General features: G+C 70.6%; 20 protein-coding genes and 1 pseudogene. 13 read left to right on the top strand and 8 right to left on the bottom strand.

Going from position 1 to position 19,227, the window contains the following annotated elements; all coding sequences use genetic code 11:
- Positions 1-398: 398 nt before the first annotated feature.
- The 3 genes from GWK25_RS24750 to GWK25_RS24740 all read right to left on the bottom strand — a co-directional run bounded on the left by GWK25_RS24750 (position 399) and on the right by GWK25_RS24740 (position 3,271).
- Complete coding sequence (locus GWK25_RS24750) at positions 399-629, bottom strand: hypothetical protein (RefSeq protein WP_215453066.1); 231 nt, start codon at positions 627-629, stop codon at positions 399-401.
- A gap of 354 nt (positions 630-983) precedes the next feature.
- Positions 984-1,631 carry a response regulator transcription factor gene (locus GWK25_RS24745; protein ID WP_308404494.1) on the bottom strand — a complete coding sequence of 216 codons (648 nt, stop codon included), beginning with the start codon at positions 1,629-1,631 and terminating at the stop codon, positions 984-986.
- Positions 1,619-3,271 carry an ATP-binding protein gene (locus tag GWK25_RS24740; protein ID WP_251829022.1) on the bottom strand — a complete coding sequence of 551 codons (1,653 nt, stop codon included), beginning with the start codon at positions 3,269-3,271 and terminating at the stop codon, positions 1,619-1,621. Before GWK25_RS24740 ends, GWK25_RS24745 begins: the two co-directional genes overlap by 13 nt.
- 354 nt (positions 3,272-3,625) lie before the next feature.
- Here GWK25_RS24740 and GWK25_RS24735 point away from each other — a divergent pair, with 354 nt between their 5' ends.
- Entirely contained in the window at positions 3,626-5,257 is a 1,632-nt protein-coding gene (locus GWK25_RS24735) for an AMP-binding protein (protein WP_215453064.1), read from the top strand.
- Positions 5,258-5,415: 158 nt separating this feature from the next.
- Here the strand turns inward: GWK25_RS24735 and GWK25_RS24730 are convergent, their stop codons facing one another.
- Together GWK25_RS24730 and GWK25_RS24725 are read right to left on the bottom strand one after the other, a co-directional pair.
- On the bottom strand, positions 5,416-6,069 hold the full coding sequence (locus GWK25_RS24730; RefSeq protein ID WP_308404308.1) for a GntR family transcriptional regulator: 654 nt from the start codon (positions 6,067-6,069) through the stop codon (positions 5,416-5,418).
- A gap of 60 nt (positions 6,070-6,129) precedes the next feature.
- A complete protein-coding gene (locus tag GWK25_RS24725; RefSeq protein ID WP_215453063.1) occupies positions 6,130-6,813 on the bottom strand; it encodes a 4-carboxy-4-hydroxy-2-oxoadipate aldolase/oxaloacetate decarboxylase in 684 nt (227 codons plus the stop codon).
- A gap of 204 nt (positions 6,814-7,017) precedes the next feature.
- Between GWK25_RS24725 and GWK25_RS24720 the strand changes: the two genes are divergently transcribed.
- The 9 genes from GWK25_RS24720 to GWK25_RS24680 all read left to right on the top strand — a co-directional run bounded on the left by GWK25_RS24720 (position 7,018) and on the right by GWK25_RS24680 (position 13,308).
- The gene (locus GWK25_RS24720; protein ID WP_215453061.1) at positions 7,018-7,767 is read left to right on the top strand and encodes a PIG-L deacetylase family protein; all 750 of its coding nucleotides are present in this window, start codon (positions 7,018-7,020) and stop codon (positions 7,765-7,767) included.
- On the top strand, positions 7,764-8,093 hold the full coding sequence (locus GWK25_RS24715) for a hypothetical protein (protein WP_215453059.1): 330 nt from the start codon (positions 7,764-7,766) through the stop codon (positions 8,091-8,093). The genes GWK25_RS24720 and GWK25_RS24715 overlap by 4 nt, the downstream gene beginning before the upstream one ends.
- A gap of 145 nt (positions 8,094-8,238) precedes the next feature.
- A complete protein-coding gene (locus tag GWK25_RS24710; protein ID WP_215453056.1) occupies positions 8,239-9,252 on the top strand; it encodes a PDR/VanB family oxidoreductase in 1,014 nt (337 codons plus the stop codon).
- A gap of 27 nt (positions 9,253-9,279) precedes the next feature.
- Entirely contained in the window at positions 9,280-10,323 is a 1,044-nt protein-coding gene (locus GWK25_RS24705; protein WP_215453054.1) for an aromatic ring-hydroxylating dioxygenase subunit alpha, read from the top strand.
- Positions 10,320-11,036 carry an alpha/beta fold hydrolase gene (locus GWK25_RS24700; RefSeq protein WP_215453052.1) on the top strand — a complete coding sequence of 239 codons (717 nt, stop codon included), beginning with the start codon at positions 10,320-10,322 and terminating at the stop codon, positions 11,034-11,036. Before GWK25_RS24705 ends, GWK25_RS24700 begins: the two co-directional genes overlap by 4 nt.
- 20 nt (positions 11,037-11,056) lie before the next feature.
- The gene (locus GWK25_RS24695; RefSeq protein ID WP_215453050.1) at positions 11,057-11,338 is read left to right on the top strand and encodes a muconolactone Delta-isomerase family protein; all 282 of its coding nucleotides are present in this window, start codon (positions 11,057-11,059) and stop codon (positions 11,336-11,338) included.
- On the top strand, positions 11,335-12,072 hold the full coding sequence (locus GWK25_RS24690; RefSeq protein WP_215453048.1) for an SDR family NAD(P)-dependent oxidoreductase: 738 nt from the start codon (positions 11,335-11,337) through the stop codon (positions 12,070-12,072). Before GWK25_RS24695 ends, GWK25_RS24690 begins: the two co-directional genes overlap by 4 nt.
- 32 nt (positions 12,073-12,104) lie before the next feature.
- A complete protein-coding gene (gene ligA, locus GWK25_RS24685; RefSeq protein ID WP_215453045.1) occupies positions 12,105-12,461 on the top strand; it encodes a protocatechuate 4,5-dioxygenase subunit alpha in 357 nt (118 codons plus the stop codon).
- 1 nt (position 12,462) lies between these two features.
- The gene (locus GWK25_RS24680) at positions 12,463-13,308 is read left to right on the top strand and encodes a class III extradiol dioxygenase subunit beta (RefSeq protein ID WP_215457553.1); all 846 of its coding nucleotides are present in this window, start codon (positions 12,463-12,465) and stop codon (positions 13,306-13,308) included.
- A gap of 32 nt (positions 13,309-13,340) precedes the next feature.
- Here the strand turns inward: GWK25_RS24680 and GWK25_RS24675 are convergent.
- Positions 13,341-13,959: pseudogene (locus tag GWK25_RS24675) on the bottom strand (LLM class flavin-dependent oxidoreductase); the annotation flags it as partial.
- Between the two features lie 269 nt (positions 13,960-14,228).
- On the bottom strand, positions 14,229-14,474 hold the full coding sequence (locus tag GWK25_RS24670) for a hypothetical protein (protein WP_215453044.1): 246 nt from the start codon (positions 14,472-14,474) through the stop codon (positions 14,229-14,231).
- 260 nt (positions 14,475-14,734) lie between these two features.
- On the opposite strand from GWK25_RS24670, the gene GWK25_RS24665 reads away from it, so the two are divergent.
- Positions 14,735-16,006: an MFS transporter gene (locus tag GWK25_RS24665; protein WP_215453043.1), complete on the top strand. Its 1,272-nt coding sequence runs from the start codon at positions 14,735-14,737 to the stop codon at positions 16,004-16,006.
- A gap of 102 nt (positions 16,007-16,108) precedes the next feature.
- Here GWK25_RS24665 and GWK25_RS24660 read toward each other — a convergent pair whose 3' ends face one another.
- Complete coding sequence (locus tag GWK25_RS24660) at positions 16,109-17,074, bottom strand: LysR family transcriptional regulator (protein WP_215453042.1); 966 nt, start codon at positions 17,072-17,074, stop codon at positions 16,109-16,111.
- A 121-nt stretch (positions 17,075-17,195) separates the two neighbouring features.
- Between GWK25_RS24660 and GWK25_RS24655 the strand changes: the two genes are divergently transcribed.
- Complete coding sequence (locus GWK25_RS24655; protein WP_215453041.1) at positions 17,196-18,176, top strand: fumarylacetoacetate hydrolase family protein; 981 nt, start codon at positions 17,196-17,198, stop codon at positions 18,174-18,176.
- Positions 18,173-19,144 (top strand): cyclase family protein, encoded by a 972-nt coding sequence (locus GWK25_RS24650; protein ID WP_215453039.1) that lies wholly within the window; start codon positions 18,173-18,175, stop codon positions 19,142-19,144. Before GWK25_RS24655 ends, GWK25_RS24650 begins: the two co-directional genes overlap by 4 nt.
- Positions 19,145-19,227 lie beyond the last annotated feature (83 nt).

Raw genomic sequence — 19,227 nt, 5'->3', positions numbered from 1 at the left:
GCGGATCGCGGCCGCACGCTACGCGCTCCTGACGTTCCAGGGCCTCGAGTTGCTGCTGGTAGTTCACCGTTGGATCGGGAGCCAAGGCTTTGCCAGCCCGCAGCATGACTCCGGTTGTCTTCAGCAGCACTGCGCGCACGGGCGCGGGAGGCGGGGCCATTGCGTGTACGCGCCAGGTGGTGGGCTCCATGGTGGAGACGGCGAGGGCCCGAGCCAGTGGGTGCAAGGGCCTGGGGAAGTAGCGGTGGGCGAACTGGTCCAGGATCGCGTGGGTGACCAGGCGTCCTTCTTCATGTTCGGGCCAAGGACGGTTTTCGAAGTCGTCCAGGAAGGCCATCATGGCGTCCCAGTCCGCAGGGAACTCGAGGATTGCGTTGCCCTGCTCGTCGACGAACAGTTTACATTTCCCTCCAGAAATGGTGGGCGGCGATTTTCTGTTTTTCGGTGTAGCCGGGCAGGCCGAGTTTCAGGTTGAAGCGGTGCAGCGAAGCGGCGCTGAAGGCGAGGGTGTAGACGTAGTCGTCCTGGTGGGCGAGGTTGCCCGGGTATCGCTTGGCGTGGAACGCGTGCAGTTTGTTGATGTCCTCTACTGACTTCTTCGTCTGGGGTGGTGGGGCCTGTAGTGCCACCACACGAGGTTGTTGCGCAGGGTGTCCTCGACCCGTTGGGTGGCCCGTTCGACGACCTTCCGTCGCCCTTGTGCCAGAGGGGCTCGGCTCCATGCCTGGGCACGTAGAAGTGCGGAAAGAGATGAGTGTAGACGAGGTTGAGTGCGAAGTCTTGACGCCACCTGCTGGCGGCCTGTGTCCCTGTCGGCCCGGGTCATCCGTCGCGGTCGACACGGGGGTCGACCCCATAGCGGCACAGCCCGGCGCCGAACCGGTGGCGGGCTGGAATCTGAACGACGGGAGCGCGCACGGCGCTACCCCCGCGCCATCACCCTGCACGACGGCCGACCCGCCACTGCATCACCCCTGCCCCTGTCAGCCGCGTGGCCGCACCAGCCCCTGCCGCACCGCGAACAGCGCGGCCTGGGTCCGTGAGGTGAACCGGAGTTTGCGCAGCACGTTGCTCACGTGGGTGCGGGCGGTGCGCTCGCTGATCACCAGTTCGTCGGCGATCTGCTGGTTCGACCGCCCCTCGGCGACCAGGACGAGGACGTCACGTTCCCGGCCGGTGAGCGAGGCGAGCCCGGTCGGTGGCGAAACAATCTCCTGGGTGAGTCCCCTGGCCACCACGGGATCCAGGAACACCTCGCCCCGGGCGGCCGCGCGGATCGCGGCGACCACCTCACCCGCTTCGGCGTCCTTGAGGAGGTAGCCGACGGCTCCCTGCGCGAGCGCGGCGTGGACGCGTTCCATCTCACCGAAGCTGGTGAGCACCACGCCCCGGAGCCCGGGGTGGCGCTGCTTGATCACTCCGATCGCCGTAACCCCGTCCATCTTGGGCATGAGCAGGTCGATCAGTACCACGTCCGGCAGTTCCCGGTGCGCGGCCATCGCGTCCAGTCTGGTGAGGGCCTCCTCACCGTCGGCGGCCTCCGCGGCCACCTCCATGTCATCCAGGACCTCGAGGTAGGCGCGGATTCCACGGCGTACGACGGCGTGGTCGTCTACGATCAGGACCCGGATCGGACGGGGTCCGCCGGCTCCCGGAGCGGGACCGCCGTCGGGGCACTGCGGGACTCCGGGTCCGCGGGAGGCGACTCCGTTACCCGTACGGGGAGGGGTATGACGACCCGTACGGCCGTGCCGCTCTTCCCGGATCTGATCCTCATGGTGCCGCCCCATCGCTCCGCCCTTTCCCGCATGGTCGTCAGTCCGTAGCCCTGGCCGCCGGTCGAGCCGGTCGTCCGGCTGCCCTTCCCTTCCGGCACGGCCCCGCGCCCACCGGATGCCGCGAGGCCGCGACCGTCGTCACGGATGCTCGCGGTCAGAGCGTGGTCGCGCACGCCGAGTCGGATGGTGACGCTGGTGGCCTCCGCGTGCTTGACCGCGTTGTGGATGGCCTCCGCGACGATCCGGTACACATCCTCGGCCAGGTCCCGTTCGACGGCGTCCAGATCCGCTCCGCACAGCAGCCGGATGCTGAGGCCGGTCCGGTTCTCGGTGCTCTTGACGAGCGCGCTCACCGCGTCCTCCAGGCCGAGCCGGGTGGAGGAGGACGGACGCAGTTCGTGCACCATCGCCCTCAGGTCGGCGAGGACGGTCCGCGACAGGGCCCCGATCTCGTCCGCGAACTGCTGGACGGCCTCCGCGGGCACCGGTCCGCCACGCGCCCCCAGCACTGCGGCCGCGTTGGCCTGCATGCCGATGGAGAACACCTGCTGGACGATCGAGTCGTGCAGGTCCCGGGCGAGGCGCTGGCGCTCGTTGCGGCGGGCCCCCTCGCGCTCGCGCTGCAGCAGTGTGGCGTAGTCGACGGCGAGCGCGGCCTGCTCCGCCATGGCGGCCAGGAACTCCAGCGTCCGGCCGCCGATCTCCTGCCCGGGCGCGAAGTACGCGTTGAGCACGCCTTCGGGACGGCCGCGCGCCATCAGCGGAACGCTGACGAAGGAGTCCCAGTTGAGCTCGCCGAGGTAGGCGTGCAGCGGTTCCCAGGTCGGGTCCTCGCGGATCTGGGCCCAGCGATGGGGGACGACGATCGGTTTGCGCTCCTTCAGGGTGTCCAGCATGCACAGCCGGGCGCCTCGGTCGCGGCACTCCAGCAGACGGTCGAGGAACGCGTCCCAGTGCCGCAGCCCCGCCGAGCCCATCAGCCGCAGTTCCCGGCCGGTGCTGTCAAGGATGAGGATCTGCACACCGGCCAGGCCATCGGTCTGGACGATCTGCCGGGCCACGGAGTCCAGGATCGAGCCGAGCGAGCCTTCCGAGGCAAGGGCGATCGACGTCTGGGCGATCGCCGCGATCCTGCGCTGCCGGTGCCATGCGGCGGTCACGTCGCGGAACGACACGACCATGAGCTTCGGGTTGTCCGGCAGGCCGCGGGCGCGGTAGGCGAACTCTCGCCGGGTGCCGGAGGCGGGCTCCCAGTGGACGATGCTCTCGTCCGACCGCTCCTCCAGCAGCCCTGCCCGGCACTCCCCACTGGCCCCCTCCCCGAGCGTGAACGGGGACGTCGTACCGAGCAGGTCGGCCTCCTCGCGTGCGCCGCACATCGCGGCCCCCGCGCGGTTGACGCGGACGAACCGGCCCCCGCAGTCCACGACCGCCAGGCCGTCCGGCGCGACGGCGGCGACCTCGTCCCACCCCACGAGCGGTGATGCGGACATGACCGATCTCCTCATCATCGTCATGATCGACGGGCGACGGACCTGCCGTCGAGGACCGCCGTGCCGGAGGCGATGCGCCCGGAGAACGCGTCGATGGTGAGCGGGGCAGGGGGCGCCTGGCCGGTCACAGCATCGTAGCCCGGCGGATTCGGCGCGGGTCTACGTCATTCGTCCTGTTGACCGCCCCGTCGAAGCGCCGAGCCGGTCGAGTCATTGCACGCGTTCCTTTGGGCTGCGCCCCGCCTACCGTGAGGAAAGAGCGCCCGTGGATCGCTGCTCCCCCAAGACAGCGGCCCCGGCCGCGTGCCCGGCCGTGCGGTCTGCCCATGCCCCGAGGACGAGGAGGTCTGAGGTATGGACGTGTCCATCGGCACGATCTGGGAGGCGGTCTCCCGGGCCCTGCCCGATGCCGTCGCCATCACCGAGCCCGGACGTGACATCACCTACCGGGAGTTCGACGAGCGCGCGTCACGGCTGGCCGCCGCGCTGGAGGTGGCCGGGGTGCGCGAAGGCGACACCGTGGCCTGCTACCTGTTCAACGGCTCCGCTTACCTGGAGACGGTCTTCGCCGCCTTCAAGCTCGGCGCGGTGCCGGTGAACGCCAACTACCGCTACACCGGTGAGGAGCTCTCCGAACTCCTCACCGACGCCGACGCGGCCGCGGTCGTCTTCAGTGGTGCCCTGGCCGACCGGGTCACGCACGCCGCCGGCCACGTACGCACGCTGAAGCTGCTCGTGCGGGCGGGCGATCCGCCGGCCGACGGCCCCGACGTGCCCGAGCTGGAGGCGCTGCTGGCGGCCCACGCACCACGGGAGCCGCGGGCGCGGCCCGGCTCGGACCGGCTCTTCATGTACACCGGCGGGACCACGGGCAGGCCCAAGGGCGTGGTGTGGCGGCAGAGCGATCTGCTGCACTCCCTGGTGGTCCCGATCTTCCATCCGCTCGGTGTCACCGAGCTCCCCTCGACGCTCGACGAGGCCGTGGCCGTCGCGGTCGAGGCCCGCGGCGAAGGCCGTGCGCCGACCACCATGCCCGTCGTGCCGCTCATCCACGCCACCGGACTGTTCAACACCATGGGCGCCCTGATGGTGGGCGGCCGGGCCGTCACCGCGCGGCCGGGCGGCCTCGACCCGGAGCACGTCTGGCACACGGTCGCCGAGCAGCGAGTCGAGACGGTCATCGTCGCGGGCAACGCCGTGTGCCGACCACTCGTCGATGAGCTCGCCCACGCGGAAGGGATCGGGACACCGCACGACCTGAGCTCCGTGCGCCGGATCCTCAGCTCCGGCACCGCGCTCAGCGACCCACTCAAGAGGGCGCTGCACGAGCGTGCCGACGTCACCGTCATCGACGCCATCGCGTCCAGTGAAGGCGGTCCCTTCGCCTTCGCGATCACCTCGTCGGTACGGGACCTGCCCGCCCGCTTCTTCCCCGTGCCCGCGACGAAAGTGGTCGGCCCCGACGACCGGTTCGTCGAACCCGGCAGTAACGAGGTCGGAACCCTCGCCTACTGCGGGCCCATGCCGCTCGGCTACTACAAGGACACCGCCAGGAGCGCGGCGACGTTCCGCACCATCGACGGGGTGCGGTACGCGATCCCCGGCGATCTCGCCACGATCGAGGCCGACGGCGCGATCCGGTTCCTCGGACGCGGGTCGGCTGTGATCAACACGGGCGGGGAGAAGGTGCACCCGCAGGAAGTCGAGAGCGTCATGCTCTCGCATCCCGCGGTGAAGGACTGCGTCGTCGTCGGGGTCCCCGACGAGACCTGGGGAGAACGGGTGGCCGCCGTCGTGGCGGTCCCGCCCGGCGCGGCCGTCACCGGCGAGGAGCTGCGTGACTGGGTGCGGCTCAGCCTCGCCGGCTACAAGGTGCCGCGTTGCGTCGCCCTGACGGACTCCCTGCCGCGCACCCCGACCGGCAAGCTCGAAATCGCTTGGGCCAGGAAGACGGTCCGGGACTCCGGCACGGGCGACGGAACGTGACAGTCGGGTGTGAGAAGGCCGCTCTGAGCAGCCGCGGTGCCGCTGGGACGCGCATGCGGATGCCCGGCGGCACCGCCGGTTCACGGGAGATGCACGCCTCGGGACGGCGGCACCTGGACAGCGGCGGCGTACGTCATGCTCTGCCGCCCTGTCGGGTTTCAGCCCACGCGCTCCTGGCGGGCTTCGAGCGCCCACAGCGCCTCCACCACGCCGGCCACGTGGTCCCGCATGGCCGCTTCGGCCTCCGTCGGGTCGCCGGCGACGATCGCCCCGATGATCCGCTGCTGCTGAGGCAGCGACACACGAGCCCGTCCCGGCACCAGGCAGAGCATGAACTGGTGCCGGACCGCCTGGGCCCGCAGCCGTTGAATGACCCGGTTGGCCGTCTCGTGGCCGGCGATGTCGCGCACACGGCGGTGCAGACAGGCGTTGAGGTCGCTGTAGGCCATCAGTTCGCCGTCGGCGACCGCCTGGGCCATGTCCGCGCCGATCCCGCGCAGTTCCTCGGCTTGCGCAGGGTCGCCCCGTGCCGCCGCGCGAGCGGCGATCATGCCTTCCAGGACCATCCGAACCTCCGTCACCTCGACCGCCTCGGCGAAGGAGCTCTCCCGGACGCGGGCGCCGCGGATGCACTGGATCTCCACCAGGCCCTCCACCGGCAGTTGCTGGAGTACCGACCGGACGCCGGAGCGGCTGGCGCCGAACTCGTCGCAGAGGTCCGCCTCGATCAGGCGCTGTCGCGGCACGTAGTCACCGCGCAGCAGCGCGGCCCGGATCGCATCGGTGACGCCGGTACCCACAGAAGTGCTCACCGTGCTCAGCCACCATCCACCACGGGTCCAGGTCAAGAAGACAGTCGAGAAGATCGGCGGTCAGTCCTGATAGGTGACGCCCAGTTCGGCAAGTCTGGCTCGCAGTCCGTAGTAGTCGACGCCCAGCGTCCCGGAGCGCAGGACTTCCCGGGTGGCGGCCTCCTTGGCGATCCGCTTCTCGGCGAGCTGTGCCGCCTCCTCCGCCTCGGCGAGGGGCACCACGACCACGCCGTCGTCGTCGGCGACCACGACGTCACCGGGGGAGACGGTCACCCCACCGAGCATCACGGGCACGTTGACCGATCCCGGGGACGCCTTCACCGTGCCCTGGGCGGACACCGACCGGGCCCAGACGTGGAACCCCATCTCCCGCAGCTCGACGGTGTCACGCACACCGGCCGCCGTGACGAGCCCGATGACGCCCCGCGCGGCGAGGGAGGTCGCCAGCAGTTCGCCGAACATGCCGTCCGTGGACGGCGAGGTGGTCGTCACCACGAGGATGTCCCCGGGCCGGCAGACCTCGACGGCGGCGTGGATCATCAGGTTGTCCCCCGGGTGGGAGCTGACCGTCACCGCCGGGCCGGCCATGCGCACGTTCTGCTGGTTCGGCCGCAGACCGGTTCCTGCGAAGCCACGGCGGCCGATGGCCTCGTGGACGGTGGACACCCCCGCCTCAGCGAGCCGGGCGACGACGTCGGCGGCGGGCCGGTCGATGTTCCTCACGACGACATGACGGTTCGGCATGTCTCCTCCGGGGGGCTGCAGGGCTGGTGTCAGGAGAATTACTTACATAAGCGCTATTGTCAATAAATTCCTCGACTATATAGTGACTTCAGCAGTTTCGCCCTCTTTCGTCCCGCACTCCTGATGTGAAAACCGCGCTGCGGCAACGGAGTTCGCGTGGCCCGGGTCGACCCGCCTCTCCCCTCTCGATCCCAAGGAGTCCTCATGACCCTCGACACCCCCACTCCGCCCGAAGGTGCGCTGCTGGTCGTCAGCGCGCACGCCGGCGACTTCGTCTGGCGGGCCGGCGGCGCCATCGCGCTGGCCGCCGAACGCGGTCAGCGTGCGAAGGTGCTGTGCCTGAGTTTCGGCGAGCGCGGCGAGTCCGCCCGTGCCTGGCGGGACGGCCTGCGCCTCGGCGAGATCAAGGAGCTGCGCCGCACGGAGGCCTCAAACGCCGCGGCCGCGCTGGGTGCGGAGATCGAGTTCCTGGACGCCGGGGACTATCCGCTGCTGGAAACCCCGGAGTTGGTGGACCGCATCGTGCGCGTGTACCGGGAGGTGGACCCCGCGGTCGTCCTCACCCACACCCTCACGGACCCCTACAACGGCGACCACCCGGCAGCCGCCCGCATGGCGCTCCAGGCACGCGTGCTCGCCCAGGCGGTCGGCTATGACGCGCCCGGTGAACCGCTCGGCGCTCCCCCGGTGTTCTTCTTCGAGCCGCACCAGCCAGAGCAGTGCGACTTCAAGCCGAACGTCCTGCTGGACATCACGTCGGTCTTCGACAAGAAGCGCAAGGCCATGGAGTGCCTGGCCGCCCAGCAGCACATGTGGGACTACTACACCGACCTCGCCAAGCGGCGCGGTGTACAGCTGAAGCGCAACGCAGGCCCCAACCTCGGCCTCTCGCACGGAACCATGGGCGAGGCGTACGTGCGGCTCTACCCGCAGACGACCGGAGTGCTGGCATGACGGCGCCGCTCAGGACCGGTGGCCGCGGGACCACGCACATCTGGGTTCCGTTCCGCGACACGTCCCTCTACGTGGACTACGCGAACGAGATCGCGGACGGGACGGAGGAAACCGCCCGGACGCCAGATCACCGGAGCGTGCTGGCCGCCGCCGTCCCCGAGGACGGCATCACGCCCGACGACCGCTACGGCACACCGATGTGGCGCATCGACGTCCGGCGGCTGCACGCCGTGGTCGAAGCCCTCTGGAGCGAGGACCGCCAGGTGCGGATCCACCTCGACCAGACGCCGCGTCCCGGCCGGGACGCCGGCACGCGCGACGGATGACGTAGTCCGGGCCAGGACCATGCGCCGCCCCGTTCCGGTCATTCGAGCGATGACCTGCGCGTTCCCCGGTGGCTAGCGTCAGTTGCGGCCGCCGATCCACGGCGGAAGTGGTCCGCGAATCGACCGTGCCGAGGAGATAACGAACGTGACGAGCCCATCAGCCGCCGCCCCGGACACGCGCACTCTCGCTACCACCGGCGCCGAGTTCGAGGGCACCGTCACCGTACTGACCCGTCGGACGGTGGCGGACGATGTCGTGTCACTGGAGCTCGCACCGCGCTCCGGTGACGACGGTCCGCTGCCGTCCTGGCAGCCGGGAGCGCACATCGACGTCGTCCTGCCCACGGGTGTCACCCGCCAGTACTCGCTGTGTGGCCCGGCACAGGACACGGCCTGGTGGCGCATCGCGGTGCTGCGGGAGCCGGATGGACGCGGCGGTTCCCAATGGATCCACGACAGCGTCCACGAGGGCGGCGAACTCACGGTGCGCGGTCCCCGCAACAACTTCCCCCTGCGCACCGCGCCGAAGTACCTGTTCGTCGGCGGCGGCATCGGCCTCACCCCGCTGCTCCCGATGATCGCCGAGGCCGAGGCAGTGGGGGCCGAGTGGTTCCTGCTCTACGGCGGCCGCAGCCGCACGTCCATGGCGTTCCTGACCGAACTGGAGCGCTACGGCGAGCGTGTGACCGTGCGCCCGCAGGACGAGTACGGGCTGCTCGACCTCGCCAGCTTCCTCGGCGATCCCGACCCGTCCGCCCTGGTGTACTGCTGCGGTCCGGCAGGACTGATCGACGCGGTCGAGGCGTACTGCGCCACGTGGCCGACCGGGGCGCTGAATGTCGAGCGGTTCGCCGCGGCGGGCGGGCGGATCCCCGCAGACACTACGGCCGGGCAACCGATCGAGGTGGAGCTGCGGGCGTCCGGGGTGACGCTGACCGTGCCGCCGGAACTGACGGTCCTCAAGGCTGTGGAGCAGGCGGGCGTCCCGGTCCTGTCCTCCTGCGAGGAGGGCATCTGCGGCTCGTGCGAGACCGCTGTCCTCGAGGGCGAGGTCGAGCACCGCGACTCCCTGCTCACCGAGGAGGAGCGCGCCGCGAACGACACGATGCTCATCTGCGTCTCCCGCGCCCGCAGCGGCCGCCTCGTCCTCGACCTCTGACTGGACCTCTGAAAGGAAAGACCCGCCATGCTGACACCGCACGTACGCAACGGCTGGTACCTGGGAGCCTGGTCCGACGAGATCGGCCGGACACTCAAGCAGCGCTGGATCACGGACCTCCCGGTCTGCTTCTACCGGCTTCCCGACAAAACCGTCACCGCCGTCGAGGACCGCTGCCCACACCGCAAGTACCCGCTGTCCCTGGGCCACCTCGACGACGAGGGCGTCCTCCAGTGCGACTACCACGGCTACCGCTTCGACGGCCAGGGCGTGTGCGTCGGGGTCGCCGAGCAGGCCGACCGGCCCAAGGCGGCGCTGCGCCGGTTCCCGCTGGTCGAGCGGGACGGTGCCGTCTGGATCTGGCCCGGTGACCCGGAGCTCGCCGACGAGAGCCTGCTGCCCGACACCTCGTGGCTCACCGACCCGAACTGGACCCATGTCCACGGCGTCGTCCCGCTGAAGGCCCGCCACATGCTGCTCCTGGAAAACCTGCTCGACCTCACCCACGAGACGTTCCTGCACCCGACGAGCATCGGCAACGCCGCCGTCGCCGCGACCCCGATCGACGTGACAGTGGACGGCGACCGGGTCAGCTTCAGCCGCCGCATGGTCGGCATCGAGGCGCCCCCGTTCTACGAGAAGTCCTGCGGACTGACCTCTCCGGTGGACCGCTGGCAGGACGGCGACTTCTACCCGCCGGGCATCTTCGTCCTCAACATCCGCGTCGCGGCCACCGGCACCGAGGAGCCGGACGGCTTCCACATGAAGGTGCTGTACGGGATGACGCCGGGGCGTGGCAACGAGACGCACGACTTCTACGCGCTGGGCCGCGACTACCTCATCGACGACCAGGAGCTCACGAAGTTCCAGCACGAGCAGCAACTCGCCGTGATGCAGGAGGATATCGACGCCCTGGAGGCCCAGGAGGTGATGTACGCCACCGATCCGGGCGGCACCGCCGAGTCCAGCATCAGGTCCGACCTCGCCGCACTGCGCGGACGTCGCGCGGTGGCGAAGATGCTCGCCCGCGAACAGCAGACCGGCGGCACGCGACCCCGGGCGTCCGCATGAGCGGCCGCCACGTCTTCGTACTGCTCCACGGAGCCTGGCACGGCGGCTGGGCGTGGCAGCGCGTCGCCCCGCTGCTGCGCGCGGCCGGGCACGAGGTGCACGCACCCACGCTGACCGGGGTCAGCGACCGCGCCCATCTGCTCAACCCGCAGGTCGGGCTCACCACGCACGTCCAGGACGTCGTGGCGCTCATCGAGGCCCACGACGCCCGCGATGTCGTGCTCGTCGGGCACAGTTACGCCGGCCAGGTCGTCACCGGGGTCGCGGACCGGATCCCGGACCGGCTGGCCAAGCGGATCCACCTCGATGCCTTCGTCGGCGACGACGGTGACGCGGCGATCGACCTGCTTCCCGAACGCATCGCCGGGCACTACCGGGAGTCCGTGGCCGGACCCGGCTTCGGCTGGCTCATCCCGGTGCGCTCGCTGAGCGTGCTCGGTGTCGCCGAACAGGCGGACCTCGACTGGCTCGGCCCGCGGCTGACCCCACACCCGTGGCTCACCTACACCGAGCCGCTGCGACTCACCGGCAAGGCTGCCCAGGTCCCCGGTGTCTTCGTCGAATGCACCGACTGGATGCGGGTGTTCACCCCGCACGCCGAGCGGGCCGCCGCCCTCGGCTGGCCGGTCCACGAGATCGCCACCGGACACGAGGCCATGGTCACCGCCCCCGCCGAACTGGCCGAACTGCTGCTGGAGATCGCAGCAGCCTGACCCCGCCGAAGGGACGCCCCATGGAATTCCTCGTCCGCACCGAGAACACCCTGCCTCCGGACACCCCCGACGATGTACGCGAAGCCCTGCGCAAGGGCGAGCGCGAACGGGCCATGCAGCTCCGGGAGGCGGGAATCCTCAAGCGGCTGTGGCGGGTCCCTGGCCGTAACGCCACCATCGGCCTGTACGAGGCTGCCGACCCGGCGGAGCTGCACGACGCCCTGGCGTCCCTGCCGATGTGGAAGTGGATGGACATCACGGTGGAGGCCCTGGCCACCCATCCGCAGGAGAAGGCGCCATGACCGGCCAGAAGAGCCCTCGGGTCGCGGTCGTCACAGGCGCCGCCGGCGGCCTCGGGCAGGCCATCGTCCGCAGACTGGCCACGGACGGATTCACGGTCGCCGCACTCGACGTCGCCGAACCGGACGGCACCGGTGACATTGCCGGTGTGCGGCCGTGGCGCTGCGATGTCAGCGACCCGGCGGCCACCCGTCAGACGGTGCACGAGGTCGCCGAGACATACGGCGGAGTCGACGTCCTCGTCAACAACGCCGGTCTGCTGTCCGGCCGTGTGCCGCTGCTGGAGGCGACCCCCGAGGAGCTGCACCGCTTCTTCGCCGTCAACGCCGTCGGCCCGCTGCTCATGGTGCAGGCGTGCGTGCCGTATCTGCGCGGCAGCCCGCACCGCGGGCGGATCATCAATGTCGCGTCCCGCACCTTCTTCACCGGGGCGCCCGGTCAGATCGCCTACGTGGCCGCCAAGGGTGCGCTCCTCGGGATGACCCGGGTGATGGCGCGTGAACTGGGCGAGCACCGGATAACGGTGAACGCGGTGGCGCCCGCGCAGGTGGCCACCCCGGGCACCCGGGCGCACTCCGGCGACGAGGTCTTCGCCGAGACCATGAGCCGGCAGGCGATCAAGGAGTTCGTCACCCCCGAGCACTTCGCCGGGCTCGTCTCTTACCTCGCCTCACCGGACGCGGTCATGGTCACCGGTCAGACGCTCGTCTGCGACGGCGGCGGACTCCTGCACTGACCGTCACGGCAACCACACAGGAGAGGAACGGGATGTCCAGCAGCACACCCCAGGTACCCGGTACCTACGTCTTCGACGCCGCCGAGAGTCGCCGCGGACGGGCACTGAACCAGCTCTGCGGGTCCCTCAAGTACGCCGAGAACCGGGAGAGGTTCAAGGCCGACGAATCCGCGTACTGCGCGGCGTACGAGCTCACGGCGGAGCAACGGGACGCCGTTCTCCAACGCGACTGGAACCGGATGATGGAGCTGGGCGGCTCCATCTTCTACGTCTTCAAGCTCGCCATGGTCGACGGGAAATCCATGCAGTACCTCGGCGGGGTCTTCACCGGCATGACCCCCGAGGAGTTCGCGGAGGCACTCAAAGGGGGAGGGCGGAGCTTTGGCTGAGGTGATATGGGGACTGGCCACCTCGCACGTACCGTCGATCGGTGCTGCCATGGACCACGGGAAGACCGAAAACCCCTACTGGAAGCCGCTGTTCGACGGATACACACCGGCGCGCGAGTGGATGGCCCGGCACACCCCCGACATCGCCGTCGTCGTCTACAACGACCACGCCAACGCCCTCGATCTGAGTGTCACGCCGACCTTCGCGATCGGCTCGGCCCCGTCGTACCAGGTGGCCGACGAAGGGTGGGGCAGCCGTCCCGTGCCGACCGTCACCGGCGCCCCGGAGTTCTCCGATCACCTGGTCAAGAGCCTGATCGACGCCTCGTTCGACCTCACGGTGTACCAGGAGCTCGATGTCGACCACGGCCTGACCGTGCCGCTGTCGGTGTACTGCCCCGACCCCGGCGAACGCTGGCCGTGCGCGGTGGTGCCCCTCCTGGTGAACGTCATCCAGTACCCGCAGCCGACCGCCGCGCGGTGCCTGGCACTCGGCCGCGCGCTCGGCGAGGCGATCCGCGCCCACCCGGAGGACCTGAAGGTCGCAGTCTTCGGCACCGGCGGCATGTCCCACCAGCTCGCGGGCGCCCGCGCGGGGCTGATCAACCAGGACTTCGACCGGATGTTCCTCGACGTGATCGAGCACGACCCGGAGAAGCTGGCCGCGCTGACGCGCGAGGACTACATCCGCGAGGCCGGCTCCGAGGGCATCGAACTCATCATGTGGCTGATCATGCGCGGCGCGCTGGGTCCACGGATCCGCCGAGTGCACGAGACGTACCACGTGCCCGCGTCGAACACCGCGGCCGGGATGGTGTTGTTCGAGAACCTGAGCGTCCGTTCCTGACCGATGTCCGGTGACTCATGCGCCTCGCGTCGTCAGCCCGGCTCGGCCACCGCCTTCGCCGCCGGCCCGGCGCAGAGCTCGATCCACTGGGCGGCGGCGCCGTCCGGCGGCGCGACGATGGCCTCTTCTATGCCCAGGTCGGCGTATTCGGGCATGGCCTCGGCGAAGCCGTCGATCGTACCGCTGGGGTCCATGCAGAGGACGGTCTTGCGGATGGTTCGGTAGTCGCGGTCGACGTCGTCGCAGTGGTCGCGCAGCACCTTCAGCTTGTGCGCCACGCTCTCCTACGTCGGAGACGAAGAGGTTGCAGGCGTCCGCATACCGGGCGACCAGCCGCAGGGTCTTCTTCTCCCCGCCCCCGCCGATCATGATCTCCGGGCGCGTGGTGCTCACCGGTGCGGGGGCGCAGATCGTCTCGGCCAGGTGGTAGTGCCTGCCCTCGAAGGGGCCGTTGTTCTGCGGGTCCCACATCTGCCCGCAGATGCGCAGCGTCTCCTCCAGCCGCTCGAAACGCTCGGCGACCGGCGGGAACGGCACTCCGATGCCGATGTGCTCACGTGTGTCCCAGGCGGCGCCGAGCCCGAGGAAGGCCCGGCCGCCGGAGAGCACGTCGAGCGTGGTGACGATCTTGGCCAGCAGCCCGGGATGACGGACGTCACCCCGCTGCGCCGGTCTTCAGCCGCCTCGTCGATGGCTCCTACCTGTCGGTGATCGGCACCGTGAAAGTGCGGGTCATCGACGCGCACCGCCGCCGAACGCACCCGCGGCGGTGATCCTGGGGACGCCGTAGGTGCCGTCCGGCTCACGGTGCACGGCCCGTATCCGTACGGTGAGAGCGGCGTCGGCCGCCTGCCGGGCGGCCCGGTCCGCGGCGGTGCGGCGCCAGTAGTAGAAGTTGGAGCGGGCGACGCCGAGGATGGTCAGAGCCGCTTCACGCCGTAGCGGCGCTGGTGGTCGGCGACGAGCGGCATGCGCGGATCCAGTCGATACGACCCATCGCCGCAGCCGCGATCGCTGCCGCGGGGCAGGTACGCGACGTCCGGCTCGACCGACTTGAGAGCCCACCCCGTCCACCGGTCAGATCTGTCGAAAGCAGCATCGAGCTCGTCCTGAATCAAGCCGGTTCGGCGCTCGCCGGAGCGGCACTCGAAGCCCTGGCGAAGCACAACATCACCTCCCGCATGCGGACAAGCCTCCGCAAGGATGTCGCGCCCCACTGGCCGGCCCATCCACGCGGTGGATGGGCCGGATACGGGATCCGGATCGCGCGGAGGGTGGTGGTGCGGCCCCCGGCGGCCCATAGTCGTCGCTACCCGCACGCCGCTGTCCGGACCAGCCGCCGACGTGCGGTCGTCCCCAGCATGCCGTGCGCCGTCGGCGCCCGAGAAGGCATGCCCGCCCACGTACGCCGTCCCCTGGAGTCGCCATGCCCGGTTCCGTGTCCCCGACCCCGCCCTCCGCCGCGGTCGACGACGGTGCTCCGTCACCCGTCGCCGTGTCGGGCCCCGCTCATGTGGTGCGCCTGACCTTGCTGATGGCGGGCAGCTGTCTGCCGGTCCTGGGTGCGGTGCTGATCGCCCCGGTGCTGCCGAGGATGCAGGACCACTTCACCTCGACGCAGGGGGCGAAGGCGTTGGTGCCCCTCGCGCTGACGGTTCCGGCGTTGTCGCTGGCACTGCTGGCACCGTTCGCCGGGGTGATCGTGGACCGGCTGGGCCGCAAGCGCCTGCTGATCGTGGCGACCGTCCTGTACGCCGTGTTCGGAACGGCGCCGCTCTGGCTGGACTCGCTGGGCGCGATCATCGCCAGCCGCGCCCTGGTCGGTGTCGCCGAGGCCGCCATCATGACCTGCTGCACCACATTGATCGGCGACTACTACAGCGGCCGGCAGCGGGCGAAGTACCTGGCGCTGCAGGCCGTGTGTACCTCCGCGTCGGCCACCGCCTTCTTCGTGGTCGGCGGCGCCGTCGGCGCGGCGGGCTGGCGCGTGCCCTTCTGGATCTACGCCGTGAGCCTGGTGATCGCCCCACTGATGGCCGCCGCTCTGCCCAACCCGGCGGCCCGCGCGGCCACCCACGAGGCCCCGGCGGTGGCCACGACCCGTCGTCCGTTCCCCTGGCGGCCGCTGGCGGGGATCTGCGCCCTCACCTTCTTCGGAGCGATGGTCTTCTACACGGTCCCGGTGGAGATGGCGTACCTGCTCGACGACCTCGGTGTGGAGGGCCCCGGCGTCATCGGTCTGGCCACGGCGATCGCGAGTGCCGCCACCGTGGCCGGAGCGGTGATCTTCGCCCGGCTGAAGCGCTCCCCGGACCCGTTGCTGCCCGCGGTCTTCGCGGTCTGCGCGGCCGGTTTCGGGGTGATGTTCCTCGCCGGCAGCGCCCCGCTGCTGGTCATCGGGGCGGTGGTCAACTGTCTGGGTACGGGCATGCTGCTGCCCGCCCTCCTCACCAGTGCCATGTCCCGGCTGGCGTTCGAGGACCGCGGCCGCGGCACGGGGCTGTGGACGTCGGCCTTCTTCGGCGGTGCGTTCGTCTGTCCGCTAGTGCTGCTCGGCCTGGAGTCGGCGGTCGGCTCTCTCGCCGGTGCGGTCGGCATGCTGGGGCTGGCCGCGGCCCTTGTCGCGGCGGGACTGCTGGCGGCTCGCCGCCGTGCGGACGCCGTCGCCCCCCAGCCGCTGCCGGAGCAGGCGGCCTGAACACAGCGGACGCTGCAGACGTGGCAGTGGACTGGCCGCACGCCGCGGAACCCGTCCCCACGGCGACCCGTGGGGACGGGTCGTGTCGGTCCCGGGCCGTGGTCAGAGCCGGCCCGGCGCCGGCCCGGCGCCCTGTCCGGCGGACGGTGCCTTCGCCGTGCCGTATCCCGTCAGCGTCGCGCCCACCTCCGCGGCCTTCTGCCGCAGCCAGATGTGGGCGGCGTCCTGGGTGTGCACCGGGTGCCACCACATCGCCTCCTGCACCGGCACGGCCTCGAACGGGCAGGGCAGGACCCGCACGGCGGCGGAACGGACCGCCTTACGGGCCAGGCTCTCCTGGATCATCGCGATCCGGCGGGTGCCCTCGACCATGTGGGGCAGCAGCTGGAAGGTCTGCACGGACACCTCCACCCGGGGGCTGATGCCGAGCATGCTGAGCTGGCGGGCGGCCGGGGCGTCGTAGGGGCGCTGGTAGACGGCCCAGGGCAGGCGGGCCAGCTGGTCGAGGGTGAGTTCGTGGCCGATCTCGGGGTGGTCGTCGGCGATCATGCACAGCCAGCGGTCCTGGTGGAGGTCGACGAAGGGGAAGCCATCGATGACGCCGTGCGGCATCAGCAGTCCGTCGACGGTGCTCAGCAGGGCTGCGGTGTTCTCCGTGACGGAGGGCGCCGGGTGCTGGAAGGTGAACCGGAGGCCGGGCGCCTCCTGGTGCAGGACGCGGGCGAGAGCGGCGCCGAACACGGCCGCGCCGTAGTCGGCGGCGAGCAGGGTGAACTCGCGGGTCTCGGCGGCCGGGTCGAAGTCGGCCTGGCTGGAGAAGACACGCTCCAGCAGGTCGCACGCGGTGGCGCTGCGGTCGCGCAGGGCGACACCGAGCGGTGTCAGCTCGTAGCTGTTGCCGGTGCGGGCGAGCAATTCGTCGTCGAAATGGCGGCGCAGTCGGGACAGCGCCGCGCTCATGGCGGGCTGGCTCAGCCCGACGCGCTCGCCGGCCCGGGTCACATTGCGCTCCTCCAGCAGCGCGCGCAGGGCGAGGACCAGATTGAGGTCGAGTCGGGACAGGTTCATCGGGCACCACCTGGGCGAGCAAGAGCCATCCACGTCATGGATTCGGCGCATCCACAGGAGCAATTTCCGTGATCCGCCGATCGAGGCCACAGTAGACCGCAACCCAGCAGGAGGAAATCTGATGGCAACGCTCGTGCAACCTGCCGGCCCGTTTGCGCTCGGCACGGTCTCCGTTCCGGACGGGGAGCCGTTTCCCGGTCTCCTGGCCAAGGAGCGGGTGCTCGACCTGGGCAAAGCCCTGGACTGGGCACCGTCCGGCGTGCGTGCCGTACTGGAACGCTGGGAGGAGACCCTCCCCGTCCTGTACGCCCTGGCGGACGACGACGCCCTGGACTGGCGGCCACTGGACGGCCTGCACGTGCACGCCCCGCTGGAGCCCCGCCAGATCTTCCAGTCCGGCGCCAACTACCGCCAGCACGTGATCGACCTGGAGGCCGCCCACCGCTCCCCCGACGACCCGCGCACCGTGGAGGAGGCCCGCGCGGAGATCGCCGCGGTCATGGACCGCCGGGCCGCCGAGGACCTGCCGTACGTGTTCATCGGGCTGCCCAGCACCATCGCGGGCCCGTACGACGACGTCGCACTCCCTTCCTGGGCGAAGAAGCCGGACTGGGAGCTGGAGCTGGCGGCGGTCATCGCCAAGTCCGCCTACCGGGTCTCCGTCGAGGAGGCCCTGGAGTACGTCGCCGGCTACACGATCGCCAACGACCTCACCGACCGCGCGACCGTCTTCCGGCGGGACATGCCCGCGATCGGCACCGACTGGCTGCGCTGCAAGAACGCCCCCGGCTTCACCCCGCTCGGGCCCTGGATCGTGCCCGCCGAGTCCGTCTCCGACCCGGGTGACCTGCGGGTGACGCTGAAGCTGAACGGCGAGACCATGCAGGACGAGTCCACCAAGGACATGCTCTTCGGCGTCGCGCGGCTGGTGTCGTACATCTCGCAGACCTCCCGACTCCTGCCCGGCGACCTGGTGCTGACCGGAAGCCCGGCCGGCAACGGCATCCACTGGGGACGGCTGCTGCGCGACGGTGACGTCATGGAGGGGTCCATCACCGGGCTGGGTATGCAGCGCACCCGCTGCGTGGAGGAGAAGTCATGAGCCTGGACCGCCACGACCCGGAGGGTGCGATCGCCGAGGCCGCCAAGGCGTACTCCAACTGGGGACGTTGGGGCGAGGACGACGTGCTCGGCACGCTGAACTTCCTCGACGAGGCCAAGCGGCGCGAAGGCGCGGCACTGGTGCGCCGGGGCCTGAGCTTCTCCCTCTCGCAGCGGTTCGACATGGACGGCCCGCAGAAGGGCTGGCGCCGGCGGACCAACCCGGTGCACACCATGCTCGACACCGGCACCGACGCGGCGCTGGGCAACCAGGGCTTCCCGCACGGTATCGGCGGCGCCGACGACGTGATCGCGATGCCGCTGCAGTGCTCCACCCAGTGGGACGGCCTCGGGCACATCTTCGACCACGGCAAGGCGTGGAACGGACGTGACGCCGAGAAGGTCGTCACCTCCGCCGGCGACCTGGTCACCGGGATCGAGCACATGGCCCCGTACGTGGCCGGTCGCGGCGTACTGCTGGACGTGGGCCGGGTCATCGGTGACGACGACGGCAGGCCGGAACTGCCCGACGGTTTCGCGATCACCACGGAGCACCTGACCGAGACCGCCGAGGCCCACGGCGTGAGCGTCGGCCGCGGCGACATCGTCCTCGTCCGCACCGGGCGCCTCGCCCGCGCCCGGCGTGACGGCTGGGGCGACTACGCGGGCGGCCCCGCGCCCGGTCTGTCGTTCACCACCGCCGGCTGGCTGCACCGTACCGAGATCGCCGGGATCGCCACCGACACCTGGGGCTTCGAGGTACGGCCGAACGAGTTCGAGGGCGCCTTCCAGCCGCTGCACCAGGTCGTCATCCCCAACATGGGCCTGCTGATCGGCGAGATGTGGGACCTGGACGCCCTCGCCGAGGACTGCGCGGAGGACGGCGTGTACGAGTTCTGGCTGACCGCCGCACCGCTGCCCATCACCGGAGCCGTCGGCTCCCCGGTTAGCCCCATCGCCGTCAAGTAATCCGCCCGGCCGCCGCCCCGGCGCTCGCCGACCGCCCCGGCACCCAGCCGCCGACCCGCTCGGCCGCCGGCCATCGGCGCCGA

The organism is Streptomyces sp. ATCC 21386 (assembly GCF_018728545.1).
Classification (GTDB): domain Bacteria; phylum Actinomycetota; class Actinomycetes; order Streptomycetales; family Streptomycetaceae; genus Streptomyces.
This window is presented reverse-complemented; position numbering and strand designations above follow the sequence as displayed.